The sequence below is a fragment of the Microbacterium sp. TWP3-1-2b2 genome, assembly GCF_049896145.1.
In the GTDB taxonomy this organism is placed as follows: Bacteria; Actinomycetota; Actinomycetes; order Actinomycetales; family Microbacteriaceae; genus Microbacterium.
Genome location: NZ_JAFCTS010000001.1, coordinates 493,790 through 517,900 on the forward strand (window position 1 = coordinate 493,790; position 24,111 = coordinate 517,900).

Here is a 24,111-nt window from a genome sequence, read left to right on the forward strand (position 1 = left end):
CACCATGCACTGCCCCTTCTGCCGTCATCCGGACTCCCGCGTGATCGACTCCCGAACGAGTGACGACGGACTCTCGATCCGTCGGCGTCGTCAGTGTCCCGAATGCGGGGGGAGATTCACCACCACCGAGACGGCGAGCCTCAACGTGATCAAGCGTTCGGGTGTCATGGAACCGTTCAGCCGAGAGAAGGTCATCTCCGGTGTCCGCAAAGCCTGCCAGGGGAGACCTGTGACCGAGGCGGACCTTGCGATCCTCGCGCAGCGTGTGGAAGAGGCGGTGCGTCAGACCGGCGTCTCGCAGCTGGACGCCAACGAGATCGGTCTCGCCATCCTCGGACCCCTGCGGGATCTGGACGAGGTGGCGTACCTGCGTTTCGCGAGCGTCTACCAGGCGTTCGATTCGCTGGAGGATTTCGAGAGCGTGATCAGCGAACTGCGCGCCGAGCACGCTCAGTCCAAGACGGAGTCCGCTGAACGGTAATCTGGCAGGGATGTATCCGCTGCTCTTCCGCGCCGTCCTGTCGCGCTTCGAACCCGAGTTCGCCCACCATGCCGCGATGGTGGTGATCCGTGTGCTCGGCGCACCGCCGTTCTCGTGGGCCACGCGTGCGCTCACGTCGCCTTCGACCGAGCAGCGAGTCGAAGCACTCGGCCTCGCCTTCGACTCGCCGTTCGGCGTCGCCGCAGGTTTCGACAAGAACGCCGTCGGTGTTCGCGGGCTTGCCGCCCTGGGGTTCGGTCACGTCGAGGTCGGGACGATCACCGCCGTCGGTCAGGACGGCAACCCCAAGCCTCGTCTTTTCCGTCTCGTGCAGGATCGCGCCCTGATCAACCGGATGGGCTTCAACAACGCGGGCGCGGATGCTGCGGTACGGCGCCTCGAGAAGCTCCGTCGACGACGTCCGAAGACCGTCATCGGCGTGAACATCGGCAAGAGCCGAGTCGTCGATGTGGAGCACGCGACCGCCGACTACGTCGCCAGCACCACGAAACTCGCACCGCTCGCCGATTATCTGGCCGTCAACGTCTCCTCGCCGAACACGCCGGGCCTGCGCGGTCTGCAGGCGGTCGAGACGCTCGCGCCACTGCTGCGGGCCGTGAAGGCAGCAGCAGGGCCGACACCGCTGCTGGTGAAGATCGCTCCTGATCTCCCAGACGAGGAGATCGTCGCGATCGCGAGACTCGCTGTGTCGGAGGGCCTCGATGGGATCATCGCCCACAACACGACGATCAGCCGTGAGGGCCTCGCAACGGACCCTGAGATCGTCGAAGCGGCGGGGGCAGGCGGGCTCTCAGGTGCGCCACTGCGCGAGCGTGCGATGGCGGTGCTCGAGGTGGTCCGCGCGGCCGTTCCGAGCGAGTTCTGCGTCATCTCGGTAGGCGGAGTCGACACTGCTGCAGACGTGCAGGAGCGGATGGATGCCGGTGCGACCCTGGTGCAGGGCTACACGGCGTTCCTCTACCGCGGACCGCTCTGGGCGCGTCAGATCAACCGGGAGCTGGCTCGGATCAATGCCGCGAAGCGGCGCTGAAGCGAGCGCGACTCGAGTTGAGTGAGCGTAGCGAGGCGATACCCCGCTAGGCCGGGTACTGACCGCGCTTGACCTGCGGCTTGGGCAGGCGCATGAAGCGCATCTGGAGCGCGCGCATCCCCGCGTACCAACCGAGGCCCTTCTCCATCCGATCCTTGCCGAACTTCGCGGCGACCTTGCGCTTGACGCGGATCCCGAGCAGCACCATGTCGATCACTGCGACGACGATGAACGCCCACAGGCCGATGAATGCGAAGAACGAGAACGTCGGATCCGGGACGAGCGACACGAGGATGACGACGACCATGAGGGCCATGACCCATTCGGCGAGGTGCCAGCCGGCGTCGACGTAGTCGCGCACCCACCGGCGCTGCGGGCCCTTGTCGCGCGGCGGAAGGTACTTGTCCTCGCCGGCGGCCATGCCTGCCTGTGCGCGCTCGCGCTGCTCGCGCATCTGCGCCTTCGCCGCCGCGCGAGCCTCTTTGGTGTCCGCCACCAAAGGTCGTCGACGTGCTGCTTCCTGCTCGGCGCGGCTCGGCGTCGGGCGTCCCTTGCCGGCGACCGGCGTCTGGGCCGCGTCGTCGTTCGTCGGTGGGGTGGAAGTGGCCACGAGGCTCCTCGGATAGAAATCGGTGTTCAGCCTTAAGATTACTCGCATGACTTCACACACGCCGAACGTCGACCCCACGATCGAATCAGCAGTCACAGAGGCGGTGGCCATCGGCATCCCCTCGGCGCTGTCGGATCTGGGCGATCTCGTGCGGATTCCCGGGATCGCATGGCCCTCGTTCGACCAGACTCAGCTCGAGCGCAGCGCCGAACGCGTCGCCGCGCTCGCGACGGACACCGGCGTCTTCGACGACGTGAGGGTGCTGCGCGCGGCGATCCCCGGCACGGAGGAATACGGGCAGCCGGCTGTGCTGGCGACTCGGGCGGCGAAGGGCGGCAAACCGACCATCCTGCTCTACGCGCACCACGACGTGCAGCCCCCAGGCGCCGAGGAACTCTGGGAGACGCCGCCGTTCGAGCCCACAGTCAGAGACGGACGTCTGTACGGGCGCGGCGCCGCCGATGACAAGGCCGGCATCATGGCGCACATCGCATCGTTGCGGGCGGTCTCCGAAGTGCTCGGCGACGACCTCGAGTTGGGTGTCTCGTTGTTCATCGAGGGGGAGGAGGAATACGGCTCCGCATCCTTCGCGCAGTTCCTCAGCGACAACGCCGAGGCCCTTCGAGCGGATGCGATCGTCGTCGCCGACTCCGGAAACTGGGACTCGACGACTCCGGGGCTCACGGTTTCCCTGCGCGGGAACGCCCGCTTCTTGATGAAGGTGCGGACGCTGGATCACGCGTCTCACTCCGGAATGTTCGGGGGAGCGGTGCCTGACGCCATGATGGCGACCGTGCGCCTGCTGTCCACGCTCTGGGACGAGGACGGTGCCGTGGCCGTCGACGGCATGTCCGAGACCGACACACCGACGCCCGACTACAGCGAGGAGACGCTGCGCGATGAGGCTGGGCTGCTTCCCGGTACGTCGCCGATCGGACGCGGCAGCATCCTCAGCCGAATCTGGAACAAGCCGGCCGTCACGGTCATCGGCATCGATGCCACCAGCGTGGCGTCGGCTTCCAACACCCTTCTTCCGGAGGTGACGGTCGTCATCAGCGCGCGCGTCGCACCGGGGCAGACGGGTGAAGACGCGTACAGAGCACTCGAGGCGCATCTGCGTTCGCACGCCCCCTTCGGCGCTGAGCTGACGTTCTCCGACGTCGATCTCGGTGACGGATTCCTCGTCGACACCAGCGGCTGGGCTGTCAGCCTCGCCCGCCAGGCGATGGCGGACGGCTACGGAGTCGATCCCGTCGATCTCGGCGTCGGAGGCTCCATCCCGTTCATCGCCGACCTCGTGAGGGAATTCCCGCAGGCGCAGATCCTCGTCACCGGGGTCGAGGATCCGCACGCCCGTGCGCACAGTCCGAACGAGTCGCTGCACCTCGACACGTTCCGGCACGCCGTCGCCACCGAGGCATTGCTGCTGACCCGTATGAACGAGATCACGGACTGAGCGCGTTTCGCACCGGATCAGCGCCCGTTCGGGCGCCCGAAGGTAGAATCAGAACAAACCGCCGCCTGCACGCGCGGCCTGTCACAAGGAGCGACATGAGCGACACCACGCTGACCACAGAGACCTCGACCGCACACGGCGTCACCCTGACCGACGCGGCGGCGACCAAGGTGAAGAACCTCCTGGAGCAGGAAGGCCGTGACGACCTCCGTCTGCGCGTCGCCGTTCAGCCCGGCGGATGCTCTGGTCTGATCTACCAGCTCTACTTCGACGAGCGCTACCTCGATGGCGACGAGACCGTCGATTTCGACGGCGTGGAGGTCATCGTCGACAACATGAGCGTTCCGTATCTGGACGGTGCGGCGATCGACTTCAAGGACACGATCTCGGAGCAGGGCTTCACGATCGACAACCCGAATGCGGCTGGCAGCTGCGCCTGTGGAGACAGCTTCCACTGAGCGCAAGCCGTGCCCGACCTGCGTGGTTGGCATGAATCAGGTGTGAGGTTGCCCTAGACTTGACTACGCCTTGTCCGTCATCTTGAAAGGTGCATCGTGCCCTCGAAACGCCGCCTTCGTTGGGTCGCCATTCCTGTGGGAATCGCGACAGCCGTGGCCCTGGCGGGATGCTCTCCCACCGAGCTCCACGGATTCCTCCCGGGCTTCGTAGAAGACGGCACTGCCGCAACGAACCAGACCGACCGCGTCGCCGGTCTCTGGGTGAACTCCTGGATCGTCCTTCTCGCCGTCGGCATCATCACGTGGGCGCTCATGGGATGGGCAGCCGTCGCGTACCGCCGTCGCAAGGGCCAGACCGGCCTGCCGGTGCAGATGCGCTACAACATGCCGATCGAGATCTTCTACACGGTGATCCCGCTGATCCTCGTGATGGGAATGTTCTTCTTCACGGCCCGCGACCAGGCTGAGATCGAGACGCAGTGGGACGACGCAGACGTCGAGATCACCGCGATCGGCAAGCAGTGGGCGTTCGACTTCATGTACGCCGGCGAGGACGACGATCTTTCCGACGCCGTGTGGACGATGGGTGTGCAGGCGCAGCCCGATGCCGAGGGCAACGTCGACACGGAGAAGCTGCCGACACTGGTGCTTCCGGTCGACCAGAAGGTGCACATCAGCCTTCAGTCGCGCGACGTCATCCACTCGTTCTGGATCATCGACTTCCTCTATAAGAAGGACATGTACATCGGGAAGGACAACTCCTGGTCGTTCATCCCGACGCGCGTGGGCGAATACGCCGGAAAGTGCGCCGAGCTGTGCGGTGAGTACCACTCGATGATGCTCTTCAACGTGAAGGTCGTGGAGCAGGACGAATACGACGACTACGTCGAGTCCCTCCGCGAAGAGGGGAACACGGGCGACATCACAGACGCGTACGACCGTCTCAACAACCTCCCCGGCACCACAGGAACGACGTCCGAGACGGACTCCGAGGAAGAGGGAGAGTAGACCTCATGTCGACCACCACTGAGTCACCAAGTCAGACAGCCCCCGGCGCTCGGCCGACGGCCATTCCGGCACGCCAGGCAGCTTTGATGAGCTCCTCGCGCGTCGAGCAGAAGGGCAACATCGTCGTCAAGTGGATCACCTCCACTGACCACAAGACCATCGGGTACATGTACCTGATCGCCTCGGTGCTCTTCTTCCTCCTCGGCGGCGTGATGGCGCTCGTCATCCGTGCTGAGCTGTTCGCGCCGGGAATGCAGATCGTTCCCACCAAGGAGCAGTACAACCAGCTGTTCACGATGCATGGCACGATCATGCTGCTGATGTTCGCGACGCCTCTGTTCGCGGGCTTCGCGAATGCGATCCTGCCGCTGCAGCTCGGGGCGCCTGACGTGGCGTTCCCTCGTCTGAACGCATTCGCATTCTGGCTCTTCTCCTTCGGCTCGATCATCGCGATCGCCGGCTTCCTCACCCCGCAGGGTGCGGCGTCGTTCGGTTGGTTCGCATATCAGCCGCTCGCCAGTGCGACCTTCACGCCCGGCGCTGGTGGAAACCTCTGGATGGTCGGACTCGGCATGTCCGGATTCGGAACGATCCTCGGTGCAGTGAACTTCATCACCACGGTCATCACGATGCGTGCGCCCGGCATGACGATGTGGCGGATGCCGATCTTCAGCTGGAACACGCTGATCACGAGCCTGCTGATCCTGATGGCCTTCCCTGTGCTCGCGGCCGCGATCTTCGCCGCTGCTGCCGACCGCATCCTCGGCGCGCACATCTACGATCCGGCCAACGGCGGCGTGCTGCTCTGGCAGCACCTGTTCTGGTTCTTCGGCCACCCCGAGGTCTACATCATCGCGTTGCCGTTCTTCGGCATCGTCTCGGAGATCTTCCCGGTGTTCAGCCGGAAGCCGATCTTCGGGTACAAGACCCTCGTCTACGCGACGATCGCGATCGCGGCGCTTTCGGTAGCGGTGTGGGCTCACCACATGTACGTCACCGGTTCGGTGCTGCTGCCGTTCTTCGCACTGATGACCATGCTCATCGCGGTACCGACGGGCGTGAAGATCTTCAACTGGATCGGAACGCTCTGGCGAGGCTCCGTGACCTTCGAGACGCCGATGGTCTTCGCGCTCGGCTTCCTCGTGTCGTTCGTCTTCGGCGGTCTGACCGGTGTCATCCTCGCGGCTCCGCCGCTGGACTTCCACCTCAGCGACTCGTACTTCGTCGTCGCCCACTTCCACTACGTCGTCTTCGGCACCGTCGTGTTCGCGATGTTCGCCGGCTTCTACTTCTGGTGGCCCAAGTGGACTGGACGGATGCTGAACGAGCGTCTCGGTTACGTGCACTTCTGGATGCTGTTCGTCGGCTTCCACATGACGTTCCTCATCCAGCACTGGTTGGGCGTGGACGGCATGGTGCGTCGCTACGCGGACTACTCGGCAGCCGACGGCTGGACCTGGGGCAACCAGGTGTCGACGATCGGTGCGATCATCCTCGGTGCGTCCATGCTCCCGTTCTTCCTGAATGTGTGGATCACGGCGCGCAAGGCGCCCAAGGTCATGGTCAACGATCCATGGGGTTACGGCGCATCGCTCGAGTGGGCGACCAGCTGCCCACCGCCGCGTCACAACTTCACGTCGATCCCGCGCATCCGCAGCGAGCGTCCTGCGTTCGACCTGAACCACCCCGAGGCCGCGGAACATCCTGTCGGCGTACCGGAGCCCGCCTTCGCGGGTGCAAGCGGAGAGGCCAAGTAAGCCATGCGATCGAACGTCGTCCTCTGGTGGGTTCTCACCGTCTTCTTCCTGGTCGTCGCCGCGGTGTACACAGGATGGAACATCCTGGCTCACCCAGGCCTCGAGCTCGTCAACCAGATCGAGTGGGTCGGTTCCGTCGCGTTGCTCTTCACCGCCTTCATGGGCGCGATGGTCGCCGTCTACCTCCAGCGCACGCACAAGGCTCAGGGCGGCGAGCTCCCCGAGGACATCCTCACCGCCGACATCGATGACGGAGATCCTGAGCTCGGTGAGTTCAGCCCGTGGTCGTGGTGGCCCATCGTGCTCGCGGCCTCTGCTGCGGTGTTCCTGATCGGCATGGCCGTCGGACACTTCCTGCTGCCGATCGGCGTCGCGATCTTCGCCGTCGCGATCGTCGGGTGGGTGTACGAGTACTACCGTGGAAACTTCGCGCGCTGAGTCGCTTCACTCATGCGGAAGGCCCCTGGACTTCGGTCCGGGGGCCTTCTCATTCATAAGGGCGGTGGGATACTCAGGCGTGTGTGCGGATGCGCGCGACGCCCGTGAGCGGGTCGACCGGGCGACGGTGGATGCCGTCGGCGTCTGCAACGGGGTAGCCCTCACGGACCCAGTACTCGAAGCCGCCGATCATCTCGCGGACCCGGTATCCGAGCTTTGCGAACTCCAGGGCCCCTTTGGCGCCGGCGTTGCATCCTGGGCTCCAGCAGTACACGACGACTTCGGACCCTGCGGGGATCTCCGCCGGGGCGCGGGTGGCGATCTCGCCGTAGTGCATGTGAATCGCGCCTGCAACGCGTCCCTGCGCCCACGCCTCGTCGGAGCGGACATCGATGACCACGACTGGATCCCCGGCCTTCTGGCGGGCGTAGAGGTCGCTCGCGTCGGTCTCGTTCGCGAGTTTGGCGGCGAAGTATTCGGCGGGTTCGATCATGGATCCAGCTTAGGGAGCCGTGGGCTGACGCGACGCGTTCTCACGGTCGCGCAGCATCCGATTTCCGCCATCATCGAAGTGGGGCCGTCATCTGAATGCGTGCACCCCAACGCTCCAGCTGGAGTCGAGACTCGACCTCGACCAGTTGCAGTTGGAACTCGCTCGTCGGTGCGCTCGGCGTGAATCCGCAGGACGCATAGAACGGTGCGTTCCAGGGCACGTCGCGATACGTGCGCAGCGTGAGCTCCCGGTGACCTCGGCCGAGCGCCTCGGATTTCGCTGCGGTGACCAGCATCCGTCCGTATCCCCGACGACCGTGCTCAGGGAGGACGGAGAGCTGTTCCAGGTGGGCGATGCCCTCGATCTCGAGCACTTGGACGAAACCGACGGTGCCTGCGCCCTCTCGTCGCATGAGCAACGTGAATCCCGGGTACGCGGCGCGTTCAGCTGCCGGTGTCGCCGGCGGCCATTCCTGGGCTGAGAAGAGCGCCGTGAGAAGCATGTCCCCGGCAACCTCGATCTCCTCGAGTCGGACGAAGTCCTCCGCGTCAGCGAACAGGATCTCAGTGGCAGGCGACATGATCTCGAGCGTAACGAAGAAGGCCCCGTCCGCGCTCCGAGGAGCGGCGGACGGGGCCCGGGGGAGCGGCGGTGTCTACTCGCCGTCCTCCGTCTTCTTCTTCGGCTTCTTCACCGGCTCGGTGGCGATCACCGAACTGGGTGTGTTGGCGGTCTCGTCGAGGTGTGTCTCGGCCGGAGCCGACAACGGTGCATCGGGTACGCCTGCGCGCGCGTGGGCGCCCTGGATCTCCTCAGCCTCGGCCTCGTCCATATGTGCCGTGACGTGACGCTGGTGCGCGTCCGCCGCCGCGATCTCGGTCTGCGTGAGCGGGGCGAGACGATCCTCGTAGAACCAGCGCGAGATGGAGGAGCGCAGGTTCTCGGTCCACGGGATGCGTCCCTTGTCGTTGGGGCGCACGACGAGGGGCTCGTAGCCGTCGACGTCGATGAGCTTCCAGCGGTCGTACGTGTCGACGGGCTGGTGGACTTCGATGTACTCGCCGCCGGGGAGGCGGACGATGCGGCCGGACTCGTAACCATGCAGCACGATCTCGCGGTCCTTCTTCTGAAGCGCGATGCAGATGCGCTTGGTGATGAAGTAGCCGAGGATCGGACCGAGGAACAGCAGCGCCTGAAGCGTGTGGATCACGCCTTCCATCGTCAGCATGAAGTGCGTGGCGATGAGGTCGGAGGATGCTGCCGCCCAGAGGACTGCGTAGAAGATGACGCCGGCGGCACCGATCGCAGTGCGCGTCGCGGCGTTGCGCGGACGCTGTGCGAGGTGGTGCTCACGCTTGTCTCCGGTGATCCACGCCTCGAGGAACGGGTAGATCGCGACGGCGACGATGAACAGGCCGAGAACCAGCACGGGAATGATGATCCCGAACGACCAGGTGCGGTCGAGGAAGACGAGATCCCAGTTCGACGGTGCCAGACGCAGCGCGCCATCCGCGAATCCGATGTACCAGTCGGGCTGGGTACCTGCCGAGACGGGGGACGGGTCGTACGGTCCGTACGCCCAGATCGGGTTGATCTGGAAGAACGTCGCGATCAGCACGATCGAGCCGAAGACGATGAACAGGTAGCCGCCCATCTTCGACATGTACACCGGCATCATCGGGTAGCCGACGACGTTGTCGTTCGTGCGGCCGGGGCCGGCGAACTGGGTGTGCTTGTTGATGACCATGAGCATCAGGTGCACCACGATCAACGCGATGACCAGCATCGGCAGCAGCAGGATGTGCAGCGAGTAGAGGCGGCCGACGATGTCGGTGCCGGGGAACTCTCCACCGAAGATCAGGAACGATGTCCACGTGCCGATCAGGGGGAGGCCCTTGACCATGCCGTCGATGATGCGAAGGCCGTTGCCGGAGAGTAGGTCGTCGGGGAGCGAGTACCCGGTGAAGCCCTCGGCCAGCGCCAGGATGAACAGCACGAATCCGATGACCCAGTTGAGCTCGCGCGGCTTGCGGAATGCTCCGGTGAAGAACACACGCAGCATGTGGATGCCGATGCCTGCGACGAACACGAGAGCGGCCCAGTGGTGGATCTGGCGAACCAGCAGGCCACCGCGCAGGTCGAACGAGATGTGCAGCGTCGACTCGAGCGCCGCCGACATCTCGATGCCGCGCATGGGCGCGTAGGCACCCGTGTAGTGCGTCTCGACCATCGATGCCTGGAAGAAGAACGTCAGGAACGAGCCTGAGATGAAGACGACGACGAAGCTCCACAGCGCGATCTCGCCGAGCATGAAGGACCAGTGGTCGGGGAAGATCTTGCGACCGAGCTCCTTGACGAAGCCCGAGAGGCTGGTGCGCTCATCGATGTAGTTCGATGCGGCTCCGACGAATCGGCCGCCGAGGGGCGCTTTGTTGTCCTTGTCCTCTTTGGACAGCGTTGCGGTGCTCAATGGCGCTCCCAGAAGCTCGGGCCGACAGGCTCGGTGAAGTCGCTGCGCGCGACGAGATAGCCCTCTTCATCGACGGTGATCGGCAGCTGCGGCAGCGGGCGCGCGGCCGGGCCGAAGATGACCTTGGCGTGATCGGTGACGTCGAACTGTGACTGGTGGCACGGGCACAGCAGGTGGTGGGTCTGCTGCTCGTAGAGTGCGACGGGGCAGCCGACGTGCGTGCACACCTTGGAGTAGGCGACGATTCCGTCGTACGACCAGTCCTTGCGATCCTCGGCCTCGACGAGCTGCTCAGGACGCAGTCGCATCATGAGCACGATCGCCTTCGCCTTCTCCTCGAGGTACCCGTCGTGATGGCTCAGCTCGGCGAGGTCCTCGGGGATCACGTGGAATGCGGAGCCCAGCGTGACGTCCGCCGCACGGATCGGTGTGCCGTCGGGGTCGCGCACAAGACGCTGCCCCTCCGCCCACATGGTGTGCTTCAGCAGGACGACCGGGTCGCCGGCCGTGGGGTCATCAGGAGTGCTGTGGGGCGCGAGACCGCGGAAGAGCGCGACGCCCGGGATGATCGATGCGACCACCGCGGCGAACAGCGAGTTGCGGATCATCGTGCGACGCCCGAAGCCGGACTCCTCGTTCGCGTCTGCGAACGCCTTGACCGCGGCTTCACGTGTCGAATCCTTGCCGCGGGTGGGGTGGCGGTGCTCGACGAACTCCTTGTCGGACATCAGCGCCTTGGACCAGTGGATGGCCCCGATCCCGAGTGAGAGCAGTGCCAGCGCGATGCCCAGACCGATGAAGAGGTTGTTGTAGCGGATCGAACCCAGCGAGCCGTCTTCGATCGGGAACAGCATGTACGCCGCGACAGCCCAGATGCTGCCCGCGAGCGACAGGTAGAACAGGGTGTAGACCGTGCGGACCGCGCGCTTCTCAGCCTTGGGGTCCTTGTCGGTCATCCGCTCACGGTGTGGCGGCAGCCCCGGGTTCTGCACGGGATCGCTGACTGCGACACCCAGCCCCGGAGAGGGCTGGTAGGCCCGGTCAAGGGCCTTCGAGTCGTCGTCGTGTGCCATGGTGCTCCTCGTACGTTCCTCTTCGATGAATAAGCGTCAGTTGGACTTCGCCGTGATCCACACGGTGATGGCGACGAGGCCACCGATGCCGAAGATCCAGACGAACAGGCCCTCCGAAACGGGGCCAAGGTTGCCGAGCGAGAATCCGCCGACCGAGACCGACTCCTGCTGGAAGATCAGCGCGGAGATGATGTCGCGCTTGTCCTCGTCAGACAGGTTCATGTCGCCGAACACCGGCATGTTCTGCGGGCCGGTGACCATAGCGGCGTAGATGTGCAGCGCGCTGGTGTTGGCGAGGCCCGGGGCGTACTTGCCCTCGGTGAGAGCACCACCGGCGGCAGACACGTTGTGGCACATCGCGCAGTTGACGCGGAACAGCTCGGCGCCGTGCGCGACGTCGCCCTCGCCGTCGAGGATCTCATCGGCGGGGAACGTGGGACCAGGCGCTTCGGACTGCACGTATGCAGCCATCGCGTCGATCTGCGGCTGCGTGAACTGCGGTGGCTTCTGCGGAGCCTGCGGCCCCTGCATCTGCAGCGGCATGCGCCCGGTGGCCAGCTGGAACTCCACAGAAAGCTCGCCGACGCCGTAGAGGCTCGGACCAGCGTCTGTGCCCTGCAGGTCGAGACCGTGACAGGTGGCGCAGTTGGACTGGAACAGCTTCTCGCCGTCTTCGACGCTGAGCGCTGTGCTCGCGCTCGTCTGGGAGTCGGTCGCGGCGATTGCCGCTGATGCTCCGGCGTAGATGCCTCCCGTGATGAGGAGGCCCGCGCCGATCAGCGCAGCAGCAGCCAGGGGGCTACGTCGTCCGTTTGAGCGACGCTTCTTCTCTCGTGCCATTTCGCAGGTCAGCTCCGCTCTTATTTCAGGAAGTAGATGACGAAGAACAGCACGATCCAGACGACGTCGACGAAGTGCCAGTAGTAGGACACAACGATCGAGGAGGTCGCCTCCTTGTGCGTGAAGTTCTTCACTGCGAACGCGCGGCCCATGATGAGCAGGAACGCGATGAGTCCGCCGGTGACGTGGAGGGCGTGGAAGCCCGTCGTCAGGTAGAAGGCCGAGGCGTAGGAATCCGCCTGGATCGGCATGCCTTCGGCGACGAGCTGGGCGTACTCCCAGACCTGGCCGGAGACGAAGATCGCTCCGAGAGCGAAGGTGAGCCAGAACCACTCGATCATGCCCCAGCCGAACAGTCGGCGACGGCCTGCGCCGTTCAGCTGCCCCTTCGCGAGGCGGTACGGCTGAAGGTCTTCCGCCGCGAACACGCCCATCTGGCACGTCACGGAGGAGAGAACCAGGATCGCGGTGTTGACTGCGGCGAACGGAACGTTCAGCAGCTCAGTGCGGTCTGCCCATAGTTCGGGAGACGTGCTTCGGAGGGTGAAGTAGATCGCGAACAGTCCCGCGAAGAACATCACCTCGCTGCCGAGCCACACGATGGTGCCGACAGCTACCGAATTCGGGCGCTTGATCGTTCTTGCCGCCGGGGCATAGGTCGCTGAGGTGGTCACCCCTCCATTATGGCCGATCTGCGGGCGTGATTCTTGCATCGGCCACACCCGTTTCACTGAACCAACACTTAGGGGAGCCTAAGAAGACGCTGCGAATCCTCGGTGAATTCAAGGGAAATCAAGCATGCACGTCCGTAGGGCTCAGTGCAAGGAATTTATTCGCGCCGATAGGATCACAGACATGCCTGATTCCTTGACATGGCCCGATGTGCTCACCACCCTCCTGGAGCGGCGCGATCTCAGCGTGTGGGAGTCCACGTGGGCGATGCGTCAGGTCATGCAGGGGAAGGTCTCGGACGCGAAGCTCGCCGGCTTCCTGATCGCGTTGCGTGCGAAGGGCGAGACGATCGATGAGATCGTCGGGTTCCGCGATGCCATCCTCGAGGCCGCCGTTCCGTTGCCCGTCTCGGCCAACGTCCTCGACATCGTCGGCACCGGCGGCGACCGAGTGGGAACGGTGAACGTGTCGACCACGGCGGCGATCATCATCGGCGCAACGGGCATCCCCGTCGTCAAGCACGGCAATCGGGCGGCCAGTTCGGCCTCCGGTTCGTCCGACGTGCTGGGCGCGCTGGGGCTGGAGTTGTCGCTCGCTCCCGAAGAAGTCGCTGCAGTGCTCGATCGCACCGGCATCACGTTCGCGTGGGCGGCAGCATTCCATCCCGGCTTCAAGCACGCGGGCACGGCTCGAGGCGAGCTTGGCGTGCCGACGGTGTTCAACATGCTCGGCCCGCTCTGCAACCCGGCGCGCGCCGAGGCGAATGCGGTCGGCGTCGCGCAGTTGGAGCGCGTTCCCCTGATCACCGGCGTGTTCCGCACCAGAGGGGCGACAGCCCTCGTGTTCCGCGGCGACGACGGTCTCGACGAGCTGACGACGACCGGCCACAGCCGTATCTGGGAGGTCAACCTCGGAGACATCCACGAGCACGACCTCGACCCTCGCGATCTCGGAATCCCGACCGCGGATCTCGCCGACCTCATCGGTGGCTCTCCTGAGCACAACGCCGGAGTGCTGCGCGACACGCTCGACGGCAAGAAGGGTCCGGTGCGCGACATCGTCCTCCTCAATGCCGCCGCAGGAATCGTCGCGTTCGAGCTGTCCCAGGACGCGACGCAGGTGCAGCGTCCGATCCTCGATCGCCTCCGCGAAGGGTACGCACGCGCTGAGGCTGCGGTCGACGACGGCAGCGCTGCGGCGAAGCTGGAGGCATGGGTGGGCGCGACTCGCGAGCTCGCCTCTGCCTGAACGATCATGGATCCCGTCGCCGCACTGCTTGAGATCGCGACCCTGCTGGAGCGGGAGCGGGCCTCGAGGTACCGCGCGAAGGCGTTCCGCCAGGCCGCGGCGACCGTTCAAGGGCTGCCCGACGAGGTGCTGAATGATCCGACGCGGCTTCGTGCCGCCAAGGGCATCGGTGAGTCGACATTCGCTGTCATCCGCCAGGCGCAGGCCGGAATGACACCGGACTACTTGGTGGAGCTGCGCGGCGAGGTCGAGCCGGAGCGGACATCCCTCCTTCGCGGAAAGCTCCGCGGTGACCTGCATGCGCACACGGACTGGTCGGACGGAACGACTTCGATCAGCACGATGGCCGAGGCGGCGCGCGCGCTCGGACACGAGTATCTGGCGATCACCGACCATTCGCCGAGACTCAGGGTCGCACGTGGGCTGTCAGCAGAGCGCCTTCGCGAGCAGGTTCCGCTGGTCCGCGCCGAGTCGACAGCGAATTTCACCCTGTTCGCCGGGATCGAGGTCGACATCCTCGACGACGGCGCTCTCGATCAGGAAGCTGACCTGCTGAGCTCGCTCGACATCGTCGTGGCGTCCGTGCATTCCAAACTGCGCATGGAAGCGCGACCGATGACCGCGCGCATGATCGCTGCGGTGAAGAACCCGCACGTCAATGTGCTCGGGCACTGCACCGGACGCCTGGTTCAGGGCGACCGCGGCACACGCCCGCCCTCTCAGTTCGACGCGCAAGCGGTGTTCGACGCGTGTGCGGAGAACGGCGTCGCCGTGGAGATCAACGCTCGCCCGGAGCGGCAGGATCCGCCGGACGAGTTGATCGCCATCGCGCTGGATGCCGGTTGCCTGTTCTCACTCGACTCGGATGCGCACGCACCGGGGCAGCTGTCTCTGCTCGACTACGGCGCCGAACGTGCCGAGAAGGCGGGCGTGCCCGCCGAGCGGATCGTGACGACCTGGGGCGTGGACCGACTGAGGGCCTGGGCGGAATAGCTCACCGCCGCCGCGCTGGACGCGCGGATCAGCGCCCGAGGGCCGCGATCGCCCGATCCATCGACGAACCAAGGTTCCACTTCTGCGCGAGAGTCGTGGCGGCATCTGCCTCGGACGGGTCGAGCGCGCGCACCGGCTCAGTGGGCGGTGCGATGTCGAGTGAGCGTGCGACCTCGACCACGGTCGGTGCGACGTCGAGGTACAGGGAGGCGCCGAGGATCTTCGCGCGCAAGCCCGCGCTCATTCCTTCGCCTGCTTCGGCAGCCGCTCGGATGCCGGCGAGATCGCCGTGCGTCTGCAGAAGGGTTGCCGCGGTCTTCTCTCCGACTCCCGGAACCCCGGGGAGTCCGTCTGACGCGTCACCGCGCATCGTCGCGAAGTCGGCGTACTGCGAGGGAAGCACGCCGTACTTGGCTACGACGCTCTTCTCGGTGAGGATCTCGAGGTTGCTCATGCCGCGGGCGGTGTAGATGACCCGGACGCTGCGATCATCATCGATGAGCTGGAACAGGTCACGATCGCCCGTCACGATGTCGACCGGCATTGCCGCGAGCGTTGCGAGGGTTCCGATGACGTCGTCCGCTTCATGGGCTGCGACACCGATGATCGGAATTCCGAGTGCGGTCAACGTCTCGCGGATCAGTGGAATCTGCGCTTCGAGCGGGTCAGGCACCTCTTCGACGTCGGGACCCGCAGGTACGACCTCGACGACACGATGCGACTTGTAGCTGGGGATGAGATCGACGCGCCACTGCGGGCGCCAGTCGTCGTCCCAGCAGGCGACGATGTGGGTCGGCTCGTACAGGGTGACGAGCTTGGCGACGATGTCGAGCAGGCCGCGCACCGCGTTGATCGGGGAGCCGTCCGGCGCCTTCACCTTGTCCGGTACGCCGTAGAAAGCACGGAAGTAGAGGGAAGCGGTGTCCAGCAGCATCAGCCTGTCGCTCATGGGATCAGCATGGCACAGGGCTCTGACGGCACAGGGCTCTGACTGCACAGGGTGTTGACGGCGGAGGGCGTCAGCAGCCGGGGGAGCTCGGCGCCTGCTCGCAGGTGTGCGCGACAAGAGCGGTGTGAGCCTCGAAGATGCGGATCTCCTGCGCTGCCCCGACTGAGGTGACCTCGCCTGAGATCGGGAACCAGCCGACTCCGAAGTCGACCTCCGCGGTGTAGCGCACGTCGACCTGAGCCGAGTAGGTGCCACGCTCGGCGTACGTATGGCTCGTGGGTGTGGGGGTGAATTGGGCCTGGCCGAGATCAGCCCAGGACTGGCCTCCGGAGGTCGTGGTCGCCGTCGTTCCATCACCGAAGCTGAAGTCGTAGCCGGCTGGAGTGAAGCGCACGGCGACGGGGAACCCGAAGAGCGAGTCGTTCACAGTGTGGACGGATGCTGTCGCGACGAAGTTCGTCGGCAGGCCGACCACGCCGACGTCGTCGGGCTCGCCGGCGATGGCAGAGCCGTCCGGGGCGAACCTCGCGACATCCGCGATGGTGATCGCGGGGATGGTGGGAGCGGCGTCCTCCTCTGCCGGCTCGTCTTCAGTCTCTTCGGATGCCCGGAAGCAGTGGATGTAGGAATCCCAGTTGTCCAGGCACGTCTGGAAGTTGAACTCCGGGGGTGGCGTCCAATCGGACGGCGGGGTCCAGGGCGTATCGGTGCCTGGGTTCGGATTTGGGTTGCCGATCGGGGAGGTGCCGGGGGTCCCGGGGTCCGTTCGGGTGTCGTCGATGATGATCTCGCTGCCCGTATTCGTTGGGCACAGACCAAGAAGTTCAAGTTCCTTCGAGCACGGCTGGTCCGCAGCAGCGACGGTAGCGGGTGTGGACAACATCGCGCATGCAACCGCGAGGCTTGCCGCGACAGTCAGTATCAACCGCGGTCGCAAGGCTCCTCCTTTGCTGAATCCTCCATTGAGATCAGTAGCTCGCTGTCTACCCCGATAAAACTGATCGCTTGGGCGACAACGGGGACTCGGTTACTGGGTGTTACGTCGGTCCCGTCCTCGTCGATGACTTGGGTCTCGGTGGCATCGAGGCACACGACGGCCTCCACTTGAACGTCACCGTGCTCGAGCTTGGCTGAGACCGGAGTGAACGATGCGACCTCTACGTGGCCGACTAGATGCAAGCCCGCAGTCTCCAGTCGATTCAACGCATCGATGTCGCCCTCAAGCGCAGTGCCGATCAAGAAGTCCTGCGGATTTGGGTCAGACTGGCCGTTTCGCCGGGCGTTGCCCGCATCGTTGTACGCCCGATAGACCTCTTCCGCCGCGGCGAACGCCTCCGCTTCCGACGCGAACGCGGCGGTGGGTGTCGGCGTCGGCTCGGGAGTCGGCGTGCAGGCGCTCAACGCTGACGCCGTGAGCGCGAGCAGTGCCAGCATCCGGATCCGGCTCGACTTCGATCGGGGGAGTGTCACCCGTTCACGGTAACGTGAAGCCCCGGCATCCGTCGGAGTTATCCACAGCACCGTTCGTGACGATTCTCTGATAATCTGAAGCGTCACTCGTGGCGTGCACACGCATGCCCGGTGGTTGAAAATCCAAATCCATTCGCTTCAGGCGATCACTCATGCGTGCATGAGCGCCCGTGGCCCGAGTACCCACCCAACAAGGACAACCCACTACATGACTACCGCAACGACCGCCCCGGCCACCAAGCAGGTCGCCATCAACGACATCGGATCTGCTGAGGACTTCCTGGCCGCGGTCGAGAAGACTCTGAAGTTCTTCAACGACGGCGACATCATCGAAGGAACGATCGTCAAGATCGACCGCGATGAGGTTCTGCTCGACGTCGGATACAAGACCGAGGGTGTCATCCCCTCCCGCGAACTCTCCATCAAGCACGACGTCGACCCCAACGAGGTCGTCAAGGTCGGCGACGAGGTCGAGGCTCTTGTTCTCCAGAAGGAGGACAAGGAAGGCCGTCTGATCCTGTCCAAGAAGCGTGCGCAGTACGAGCGTGCTTGGGGCGACGTCGAGAAGATCAAGGAAGACGACGGCGTCGTCACCGGTACGGTCATCGAGGTCGTCAAGGGTGGACTCATCGTCGACATCGGCCTCCGTGGCTTCCTGCCGGCATCGCTCATCGAGCTGCGCCGCGTCCGCGACCTGACCCCGTACCTGGGCCAGGAGATCGAGGCGAAGATCCTCGAGCTCGACAAGAACCGCAACAACGTCGTCCTGAGCCGCCGCGCGCTGCTCGAGCAGACGCAGTCCGAGTCGCGCTCGAACTTCCTCAACAACCTGCACAAGGGCCAGGTCCGCAAGGGCCAGGTCTCCTCGATCGTCAACTTCGGTGCGTTCGTCGACCTGGGTGGCGTTGACGGCCTCGTGCACGTCTCCGAACTGTCCTGGAAGCACATCGAGCACGCGTCCGAGGTCGTCGAGGTCGGCCAGGAGGTCACCGTCGAGATCCTCGAGGTGGACCTCGAGCGCGAGCGCGTCTCCCTGTCGCTCAAGGCGACGCAGGAGGACCCGTGGCAGGTCTTCGCCCGCACCCACGCGATCGGCCAGATCGCACCGGGCAAGGTCACCAAGCTCGTTCCGTTCGGTGCGTTCGTTCGCGTCGCAGACGGCATCGAGGGCCTCGTGCACATCTCCGAGCTCTCCAGCAAGCACGTCGAGCTGGCTGAGCAGGTCGTGTCCGTCGGCGAAGAGGTCTTCGTCAAGGTCATCGACATCGACCTCGAGCGTCGTCGCATCTCGCTGTCGCTCAAGCAGGCCAACGAGTCGGTCGACCCCAACGGCACCGAGTTCGACCCGGCCCTGTACGGCATGCTCGCCGAGTACGACGACAACGGCGAGTACAAGTACCCGGAGGGCTTCGACCCCGAGACCGGTGCGTGGAAGGAAGGCTTCGACTCCGCACGCGAGGCATGGGAGCAGGAGTACGCTGCAGCCCAGACCCGCTGGGAGGCTCACAAGGTCGCGGTTGCCAAGGCAGCCGAGGCCGAGGCCGCTGCAGGCGACGACTTCGCTGCGGCACAGTCCTTCACGAGCGACTCCGGCGCCGGAACGCTTGCCGACGACGAGGCTCTCGCCGCTCTGCGCGAGAAGCTCTCGGGTGGCAACGCGTAATAACGCCATTCACGGAACGGGTCGTCACCTTCGGGTGGCGGCCCGTTCTGCTTTCCCCGCGTCGCGGCTTTTCCCCCGCGTCGCGGCGCCGATGGGAGCTTTTCGCATGCGGGGCGGGCTGAATGCGTGCGGAAAGCTCCCATCGGCAGCATCCGCACGAGCCTGGCGCCGCTGCCCCGGCCGGTGTGACGGAAGATTACGCTCGCTTTCGTAACATGGGTGCGCCTCCACGACGATAGGGGTATGTCCTCCGCACTCCTTGCTCCGCGCACCAGCGCGCCGGTCGCCCTGGGTGCGGCGAACGCCGTCCGCCTGGAGAACGTCGAGCGCGGATTCCCCATGCCGGAGGGGCGACGCGAGGTTCTGCGCGGGGTCGACGTCGAGTTGCGGGCCGGCGAGATCGTCGCGGTGGTCGGTCCGTCCGGCTGCGGCAAGTCAACGCTTCTCCGGCTCGTCGGAGGACTGGATGCCCCGACGAGCGGACGCATCAGCCTCGACGGCACCGGCGTCACCGACACCGATGAGCGAACCGCGATCGCGTTCCAGGAGCCCCGACTGCTCCCGTGGCGCACGCTCGCACAGAACGTCGAGCTGGGGCTGCCGCGCGGCACGCGCCGCCGAGACGGACGCGAGCGCGTGCGCGAACTCCTGCACCTCGTCGGCCTCGACCACGCCGCCGACCAGCATCCGCGCGAGGTTTCCGGCGGGATGGCCCAGCGCGCTTCGCTCGCGCGTGCCCTGGCGCGCAACCCGGGAGTACTGCTGCTGGATGAGCCATTCGGCGCTCTCGACGCACTCACGAGGCTCCGGATGCAGGATCTTCTGCTCGAGATCCACGCAGCAGAGCCCACCACTGTCCTCCTCGTCACACATGACGTCGAAGAGGCCCTCTATCTCGCCGACCGCGTGCTGCTGCTGCGCTCGCTCGTCGGTGAGACAGGCACGGACGCGACGTCAGTCGCTCGCACCATCACCGTGCCAGGCATTCGCCCGCGTGACCGCGCCGATCGTGGCCTCGCGGACCTTCGCGCCGACCTTCTCGAAGGACTCGGCGTCGACACCCACCACCGCATTTCCACCGAGGAGACCCGATGAGCACCATCACCCGCCGAATCGTCCCTGCGATCGCCATCGCCGGAACGATGATGCTCGTCGCCACCGGCTGCGTCGCCGGAGAGAACGCCGGAGCCTCCGAGTCCGACGGCTCCGCTGCCACGGGCGAGTGGTCCTCCGACACGCTCACCGTCGACTTCGCGACCTACAACCCGCTCAGCCTCGTCATCAAGGACCAGGGCATCCTCGAAGACATCGTCGGCGACGACGTCGAGGTCGAGTGGGTGCAGTCCGCCGGATCCAACAAGGCCAACGAGCTGCTGCGCTCCGGTTCGGTCGACGTCGGATCGACGGCCGGATCTGCCGCATTGCTCGCTCGCGCCAACGGCTCGCCCATCCAGGTCATCGACATCTACTCCCAGCCCGAGTGGTCGGCCATCGTGGTCGGGCCCGACAGCGAGATCACCTCGCTCGAAGACCTCGCCGGCACCTCGATCGCGGCGACCAAGGGCACCGATCCGTACTTCTTCCTGCTGCAGGCGCTCGAAGAGGGCGGCCTCTCGCTCGACGACGTCGAAGTGCAGAACCTGCAGCACGTTGACGGGCGCGCGGCGCTCGACGGCGGCTCAGTGGACGCCTGGGCAGGTCTTGACCCGATCATGGCAGCAGCCGAGGTGGAGTCGGGCGACCAGCTCATCTACCGCAACGTCGACTTCAACACCTACGGCTTCCTCAACGCCACCGAGGACTTCATCGACAACCACGCCGATCTCGCTCAGGCCGTCGTCGACGCCTATGAGCAGGCACGCGTCTGGGCGCTCGAGAACCCTGAAGAGACCGCCGCGCTGCTCGCCGAGGTCGCGGGCATCGACATCGCGGTGGCCACGACCGTCATCGAGGAGCGCTCCAACCTCGACGTGAACGGCATCCCCGGCGACGCGCAGATCGAGGTTCTCGAGAAGATCGCCCCTGTGCTCGTCGACTCCGGTGATGTGCAGGGCGGACAGGCCTCCGTCGACAAGGCCCTCGAGACGATCGTGAACGCCACCTTCGCCGAGAAGGCGACCAAGGGCGAATGATCAACCCGGACCAGCGAGTCGTCGTCCCGGCGGATTCGCGGGACGCCCTCGATTTCGCCAAGGGGGAGCGCAGACGAGCGGATGCCGGTACCCGAGGCATCTGGGATCGCACGGGCGTCCGTGTCGTCGCCGGACTGCTCCTACCCGTCATCATCCTCGTCGTCTGGCAGGTCGTCACCACGAGCGGCCTGGTGCCGCCGTATCGCCTTCCCACACCGGCATCCGTGTTCATCGCGGGCGTCGAGCTGGCCGAGGCGGGCCAGCTATGGACGCATATCGCGATCTCGGTGCAGCGCGTGCTGCTCGGGTTCGCGATCGGATCCGTGATCGGTCTCGCGATCGCCGGGATCGTCGGCCTCTCCAGACTCGGCGATGTCCTGCTCAGCCCGACCCTCGCAGCCCTCCGTGCCGTGCCTTCGCTGGCGTGGGTGCCGCTGCTCATCCTGTGGCTGCAGATCGGGGAGGAGTCGAAGGTCACGCTGATCGCGATCGGTGCCTTCTTCCCCGTATACACGACAGTCGCCTCAGCGCTGCGTCACGTCGACCCGCAGCTGGTCGAAGCAGGTCGCTCGTTCAGCCTCCGCGGATGGTCGCTGTTTCGCACAGTGCAGCTCCCGGCCGTCGTGCCCTCGGTCGTCTCAGGTCTGCGTCTGGCGCTCGCGCAGGCCTGGTTGTTCCTCGTCGCCGCTGAGCTCATCGCGTCCTCGATGGGACTGGGCTTCCTGCTCACGGACTCGCAGAGCACAGGGCGCGTCGATCGCATCCTGCTCTCGATCGTGCTGCTCGCGCTGCTCGGGACGATCACGAACGGCATCCTCGCGCTGGTCGAGAAGCACCTGCTCAAGAAGTGGGCGTGAGCGTGACCGAAGCCCGATTGCAGGAGTCGCGCGAATACGCACCTCCGGCCGCTTTCACCGCGCAGGCGAACGTCACCTCCGAGGTCTACGCCGAAGCGGATGCCGATCCCACCGCATTCTGGGAGCGCGCAGCCCGGCGACTCGACTGGGCTGAACCGTGGCACACCGCGCACGAGTGGGAGCCGCCCACCGACGGAGCGATCCCGGCGGCCCGCTGGTTCGTCGGCGGCAAGCTCAACGTCGCGCACAACTGCGTCGACCGCCACGTCGAAGCAGGCCGTGGTGACAAGGTCGCGCTGTACTTCGAGGGCGAGCCGGGCGACCGCGCGGCCGTGACCTACGCCGATCTGCGGCGGCGCGTATCGCAGGCCGCCAACGCCCTGATCTCGCTCGGCATCGAGCCGGGCGACCGTGTCGTGATCTACCTCCCGGTGCTCGTCGAGACGATCGTGATCACGCTGGCGTGCGCGCGGATCGGCGCCGTGCATTCGCTCGTCTTCGGTGGCTTCTCGGCCGAGGCCGTGCGCTTCCGCCTCTCGGACACCGGAGCGAAGCTGCTCGTCACGAGCGACGGGCAGTACCGAAGGGGAGCGGCGACCGAGGTCAAGTCGACGGCCGATGCCGCAGCCGCCGACCTGCCAGAGCTGGAACATGTGCTCGTGCTTCGACGCACCGGCCAGGACGTGCCGTGGACCGAGGGCCGCGATGTCTGGTGGCACGACGTCGTCGACACCGCTTCGACCGAGCACGAGACGCAGGCGTTCGACGCCGAGCATCCGCTCTTCATCATCTACACCTCCGGCACCACGGGAAAGCCCAAGGGGCTGGTCCACACATCCGGCGGTTATCTGGCGCACACGAGCTGGGCGCACTGGGCGCACTTCGACGCCAAGGCGGACGACGTCCACTGGTGCACGGCCGACCTCGCGTGGGTCACCGCGCACACGTACGAGATCTACGGGCCGCTCTCCAACGGACTGACACAGGTCATCTACGAGGGCACGCCGGACACGCCTCACCGCGAGCGGCATCTGGAGATCATCGAGCGCTACGGCGTCACGGTCTACTACACCGCGCCCACTTTGATCCGCACGTTCATGACGTGGTTCGGCTCCGCGCTGCCGCAGGGACATGACCTCTCGAGCCTGCGCCTGCTCGGCACCGTCGGCGAAGCGATCAACCCGGAGGCGTGGATCTGGTTCCGTCGCAACTTCGGCCGAGATGAACTGCCGATCATCGACACGTGGTGGCAGTCCGAGACCGGGGCCGCGATGATCGTGCCGCTGCCAGGCGTGACGACGCTGAAGCCCGGCTCCGCCACCGTTCCGCTGCCCGGCATCGACGCGACCGTGGTCGACGAGTACGGCGACGAAGTCGCGCCGGGGCGCTCCGGAACGCTGGTCGTGCGGCGCCCGTGGCCGGGCATGGCGCGCACGGTCTGGGGGAACCCGCAGCGCTACCGCGACTCCTATTGGGCGACCTTCGCCGGTCATGGCCGGCACGGCGGATACTACGTCGCCGGCGACGGAGCGACGAAGGATGCCGACGGACACATCTGGATCCTCGGACGCCTCGACGACGTCGTGAACGTCTCCGGCCACCGGCTCTCCACGATCGAGATCGAGTCGGCTCTCGTCGCACACGAGAGTGTGGGAGAAGCAGGCACCGCCGGTGTGTCCGATCCGGTCACAGGCCAGGCTGTCGTCGCTTTCGTGACGCCGGCCGGGACGGCAGCGGTGACGGAATCCGATCTCCGCGATCAGGTCGCGCAGGCGATCGGACCGGTCGCCAAGCCGAAGCACATCGTCGTCGTCGCCGACCTGCCCAAGACGCGCTCGGGGAAGATCATGCGTCGCCTGCTCGCGCAGCTGTGGGAGGCTGAACAGGATCGACGCGCCGGCCGGGAGCCCAAGGCGCTCGGAGACACGACATCACTGCAGAACCCGTGGGCCGTCGACGGCATCGCCGACGTGCTGGCCGCGGCTTAGACGA

Annotated in this window: 24 protein-coding genes; 14 read left to right on the plus strand and 10 right to left on the minus strand. The window is 65.7% G+C overall.

Translation table 11 applies throughout. From position 1 onward, the window contains the following. The first annotated feature begins 4 nt into the window (after positions 1-4). On the plus strand, positions 5-481 hold the full coding sequence (gene nrdR, locus ACP7AR_RS02490) for a transcriptional regulator NrdR (RefSeq protein ID WP_426182325.1): 477 nt from the start codon (positions 5-7) through the stop codon (positions 479-481). A 10-nt stretch (positions 482-491) separates the two neighbouring features. Continuing rightward, entirely contained in the window at positions 492-1,532 is a 1,041-nt protein-coding gene (locus tag ACP7AR_RS02495) for a quinone-dependent dihydroorotate dehydrogenase (RefSeq protein ID WP_426182328.1), read from the plus strand. A gap of 46 nt (positions 1,533-1,578) precedes the next feature. On the opposite strand, the gene ACP7AR_RS02500 is transcribed toward ACP7AR_RS02495, so the two are convergent. Further along, entirely contained in the window at positions 1,579-2,142 is a 564-nt protein-coding gene (locus ACP7AR_RS02500; protein ID WP_426182329.1) for a DUF3043 domain-containing protein, read from the minus strand. 46 nt (positions 2,143-2,188) lie between these two features. Here ACP7AR_RS02500 and ACP7AR_RS02505 point away from each other — a divergent pair, with 46 nt between their 5' ends. The 5 genes from ACP7AR_RS02505 (at position 2,189) to ACP7AR_RS02525 (ending at position 7,259) form a co-directional block, all read left to right on the plus strand. Beyond that, the gene (locus ACP7AR_RS02505; RefSeq protein ID WP_426182331.1) at positions 2,189-3,598 is read left to right on the plus strand and encodes a dipeptidase; all 1,410 of its coding nucleotides are present in this window, start codon (positions 2,189-2,191) and stop codon (positions 3,596-3,598) included. Between the two features lie 95 nt (positions 3,599-3,693). Continuing rightward, positions 3,694-4,056 carry an iron-sulfur cluster insertion protein ErpA gene (erpA, locus tag ACP7AR_RS02510; protein ID WP_188437432.1) on the plus strand — a complete coding sequence of 121 codons (363 nt, stop codon included), beginning with the start codon at positions 3,694-3,696 and terminating at the stop codon, positions 4,054-4,056. Positions 4,057-4,152: 96 nt separating this feature from the next. After that, positions 4,153-5,064 (plus strand): cytochrome c oxidase subunit II, encoded by a 912-nt coding sequence (gene coxB, locus ACP7AR_RS02515; protein WP_426182334.1) that lies wholly within the window; start codon positions 4,153-4,155, stop codon positions 5,062-5,064. Between the two features lie 86 nt (positions 5,065-5,150). After that, complete coding sequence (gene ctaD, locus ACP7AR_RS02520) at positions 5,151-6,821, plus strand: cytochrome c oxidase subunit I (protein WP_426182337.1); 1,671 nt, start codon at positions 5,151-5,153, stop codon at positions 6,819-6,821. 3 nt (positions 6,822-6,824) lie between these two features. Next, the gene (locus ACP7AR_RS02525; protein ID WP_426182340.1) at positions 6,825-7,259 is read left to right on the plus strand and encodes a cytochrome c oxidase subunit 4; all 435 of its coding nucleotides are present in this window, start codon (positions 6,825-6,827) and stop codon (positions 7,257-7,259) included. 73 nt (positions 7,260-7,332) lie between these two features. Here the strand turns inward: ACP7AR_RS02525 and ACP7AR_RS02530 are convergent, their stop codons facing one another. From ACP7AR_RS02530 to ACP7AR_RS02555, 6 genes are all read right to left on the minus strand, one after another. Next, entirely contained in the window at positions 7,333-7,752 is a 420-nt protein-coding gene (locus tag ACP7AR_RS02530) for a rhodanese-like domain-containing protein (RefSeq protein ID WP_426182343.1), read from the minus strand. Positions 7,753-7,822: 70 nt separating this feature from the next. Beyond that, the gene (locus ACP7AR_RS02535) at positions 7,823-8,332 is read right to left on the minus strand and encodes a GNAT family N-acetyltransferase (RefSeq protein ID WP_426182346.1); all 510 of its coding nucleotides are present in this window, start codon (positions 8,330-8,332) and stop codon (positions 7,823-7,825) included. Between the two features lie 75 nt (positions 8,333-8,407). Then, complete coding sequence (locus ACP7AR_RS02540) at positions 8,408-10,222, minus strand: cytochrome b (RefSeq protein ID WP_426182349.1); 1,815 nt, start codon at positions 10,220-10,222, stop codon at positions 8,408-8,410. Further along, positions 10,219-11,295 carry a Rieske 2Fe-2S domain-containing protein gene (locus tag ACP7AR_RS02545; RefSeq protein WP_426182352.1) on the minus strand — a complete coding sequence of 359 codons (1,077 nt, stop codon included), beginning with the start codon at positions 11,293-11,295 and terminating at the stop codon, positions 10,219-10,221. Before ACP7AR_RS02545 ends, ACP7AR_RS02540 begins: the two co-directional genes overlap by 4 nt. A gap of 36 nt (positions 11,296-11,331) precedes the next feature. After that, positions 11,332-12,135, minus strand: a complete 804-nt coding sequence (locus ACP7AR_RS02550) for a c-type cytochrome (RefSeq protein ID WP_426182355.1) — start codon at positions 12,133-12,135, stop codon at positions 11,332-11,334. A 20-nt stretch (positions 12,136-12,155) separates the two neighbouring features. Then, on the minus strand, positions 12,156-12,848 hold the full coding sequence (locus ACP7AR_RS02555) for a cytochrome c oxidase subunit 3 (protein WP_426182358.1): 693 nt from the start codon (positions 12,846-12,848) through the stop codon (positions 12,156-12,158). A gap of 142 nt (positions 12,849-12,990) precedes the next feature. Between ACP7AR_RS02555 and trpD the strand changes: the two genes are divergently transcribed. Further along, complete coding sequence (gene trpD / locus ACP7AR_RS02560) at positions 12,991-14,055, plus strand: anthranilate phosphoribosyltransferase (RefSeq protein ID WP_426182361.1); 1,065 nt, start codon at positions 12,991-12,993, stop codon at positions 14,053-14,055. Between the two features lie 6 nt (positions 14,056-14,061). Continuing rightward, positions 14,062-15,048 carry a PHP domain-containing protein gene (locus tag ACP7AR_RS02565; protein ID WP_426182364.1) on the plus strand — a complete coding sequence of 329 codons (987 nt, stop codon included), beginning with the start codon at positions 14,062-14,064 and terminating at the stop codon, positions 15,046-15,048. Positions 15,049-15,076: 28 nt separating this feature from the next. On the opposite strand, the gene ACP7AR_RS02570 is transcribed toward ACP7AR_RS02565, so the two are convergent. The 3 genes from ACP7AR_RS02570 to ACP7AR_RS02580 form a co-directional block, all read right to left on the minus strand. Beyond that, positions 15,077-15,997 carry a 5'-3' exonuclease gene (locus ACP7AR_RS02570; RefSeq protein ID WP_426182366.1) on the minus strand — a complete coding sequence of 307 codons (921 nt, stop codon included), beginning with the start codon at positions 15,995-15,997 and terminating at the stop codon, positions 15,077-15,079. A gap of 70 nt (positions 15,998-16,067) precedes the next feature. Then, a complete protein-coding gene (locus tag ACP7AR_RS02575) occupies positions 16,068-16,877 on the minus strand; it encodes a hypothetical protein (RefSeq protein WP_426182369.1) in 810 nt (269 codons plus the stop codon). A gap of 41 nt (positions 16,878-16,918) precedes the next feature. Continuing rightward, entirely contained in the window at positions 16,919-17,431 is a 513-nt protein-coding gene (locus ACP7AR_RS02580) for a hypothetical protein (RefSeq protein WP_426182371.1), read from the minus strand. 244 nt (positions 17,432-17,675) lie between these two features. Here ACP7AR_RS02580 and rpsA point away from each other — a divergent pair, with 244 nt between their 5' ends. From rpsA to acs, 5 genes are all read left to right on the plus strand, one after another. Then, a complete protein-coding gene (gene rpsA, locus ACP7AR_RS02585) occupies positions 17,676-19,130 on the plus strand; it encodes a 30S ribosomal protein S1 (protein WP_426182374.1) in 1,455 nt (484 codons plus the stop codon). Positions 19,131-19,373: 243 nt separating this feature from the next. Continuing rightward, entirely contained in the window at positions 19,374-20,225 is an 852-nt protein-coding gene (locus tag ACP7AR_RS02590; protein WP_426182377.1) for an ABC transporter ATP-binding protein, read from the plus strand. Beyond that, positions 20,222-21,262 carry an aliphatic sulfonate ABC transporter substrate-binding protein gene (locus ACP7AR_RS02595; RefSeq protein ID WP_426182380.1) on the plus strand — a complete coding sequence of 347 codons (1,041 nt, stop codon included), beginning with the start codon at positions 20,222-20,224 and terminating at the stop codon, positions 21,260-21,262. Before ACP7AR_RS02590 ends, ACP7AR_RS02595 begins: the two co-directional genes overlap by 4 nt. Beyond that, positions 21,259-22,119: an ABC transporter permease gene (locus ACP7AR_RS02600; protein WP_426182383.1), complete on the plus strand. Its 861-nt coding sequence runs from the start codon at positions 21,259-21,261 to the stop codon at positions 22,117-22,119. Before ACP7AR_RS02595 ends, ACP7AR_RS02600 begins: the two co-directional genes overlap by 4 nt. Continuing rightward, positions 22,110-24,107, plus strand: a complete 1,998-nt coding sequence (acs, locus tag ACP7AR_RS02605; RefSeq protein ID WP_426182385.1) for an acetate--CoA ligase — start codon at positions 22,110-22,112, stop codon at positions 24,105-24,107. Before ACP7AR_RS02600 ends, acs begins: the two co-directional genes overlap by 10 nt. Positions 24,108-24,111 lie beyond the last annotated feature (4 nt).

What these genes read in the sequence shown, in the direction of transcription:
- ACP7AR_RS02600 (WP_426182383.1), top strand. Translation starts at nt 21,259, where the DNA reads ATGATCAACCCGGACCAGCGAGTCGTCGTCCCGGCGGATTCGCGGGAC.
- ACP7AR_RS02570 (WP_426182366.1), bottom strand. Translation starts at nt 15,997, where the DNA reads ATGAGCGACAGGCTGATGCTGCTGGACACCGCTTCCCTCTACTTCCGT.
- ACP7AR_RS02590 (WP_426182377.1), top strand. Translation starts at nt 19,374, where the DNA reads ATGTCCTCCGCACTCCTTGCTCCGCGCACCAGCGCGCCGGTCGCCCTG.
- ACP7AR_RS02595 (WP_426182380.1), top strand. Translation starts at nt 20,222, where the DNA reads ATGAGCACCATCACCCGCCGAATCGTCCCTGCGATCGCCATCGCCGGA.
- ACP7AR_RS02580 (WP_426182371.1), bottom strand. Translation starts at nt 17,431, where the DNA reads ATGCTGGCACTGCTCGCGCTCACGGCGTCAGCGTTGAGCGCCTGCACG.
- ACP7AR_RS02530 (WP_426182343.1), bottom strand. Translation starts at nt 7,752, where the DNA reads ATGATCGAACCCGCCGAATACTTCGCCGCCAAACTCGCGAACGAGACC.
- trpD (WP_426182361.1), top strand. Translation starts at nt 12,991, where the DNA reads ATGCCTGATTCCTTGACATGGCCCGATGTGCTCACCACCCTCCTGGAG.
- nrdR (WP_426182325.1), top strand. Translation starts at nt 5, where the DNA reads ATGCACTGCCCCTTCTGCCGTCATCCGGACTCCCGCGTGATCGACTCC.
- rpsA (WP_426182374.1), top strand. Translation starts at nt 17,676, where the DNA reads ATGACTACCGCAACGACCGCCCCGGCCACCAAGCAGGTCGCCATCAAC.
- ACP7AR_RS02565 (WP_426182364.1), top strand. Translation starts at nt 14,062, where the DNA reads ATGGATCCCGTCGCCGCACTGCTTGAGATCGCGACCCTGCTGGAGCGG.
- ACP7AR_RS02495 (WP_426182328.1), top strand. Translation starts at nt 492, where the DNA reads ATGTATCCGCTGCTCTTCCGCGCCGTCCTGTCGCGCTTCGAACCCGAG.
- ACP7AR_RS02555 (WP_426182358.1), bottom strand. Translation starts at nt 12,848, where the DNA reads ATGCAAGAATCACGCCCGCAGATCGGCCATAATGGAGGGGTGACCACC.
- ACP7AR_RS02525 (WP_426182340.1), top strand. Translation starts at nt 6,825, where the DNA reads ATGCGATCGAACGTCGTCCTCTGGTGGGTTCTCACCGTCTTCTTCCTG.
- ACP7AR_RS02505 (WP_426182331.1), top strand. Translation starts at nt 2,189, where the DNA reads ATGACTTCACACACGCCGAACGTCGACCCCACGATCGAATCAGCAGTC.
- erpA (WP_188437432.1), top strand. Translation starts at nt 3,694, where the DNA reads ATGAGCGACACCACGCTGACCACAGAGACCTCGACCGCACACGGCGTC.
- ACP7AR_RS02550 (WP_426182355.1), bottom strand. Translation starts at nt 12,135, where the DNA reads ATGGCACGAGAGAAGAAGCGTCGCTCAAACGGACGACGTAGCCCCCTG.
- ACP7AR_RS02545 (WP_426182352.1), bottom strand. Translation starts at nt 11,295, where the DNA reads ATGGCACACGACGACGACTCGAAGGCCCTTGACCGGGCCTACCAGCCC.
- ctaD (WP_426182337.1), top strand. Translation starts at nt 5,151, where the DNA reads ATGAGCTCCTCGCGCGTCGAGCAGAAGGGCAACATCGTCGTCAAGTGG.
- ACP7AR_RS02535 (WP_426182346.1), bottom strand. Translation starts at nt 8,332, where the DNA reads ATGTCGCCTGCCACTGAGATCCTGTTCGCTGACGCGGAGGACTTCGTC.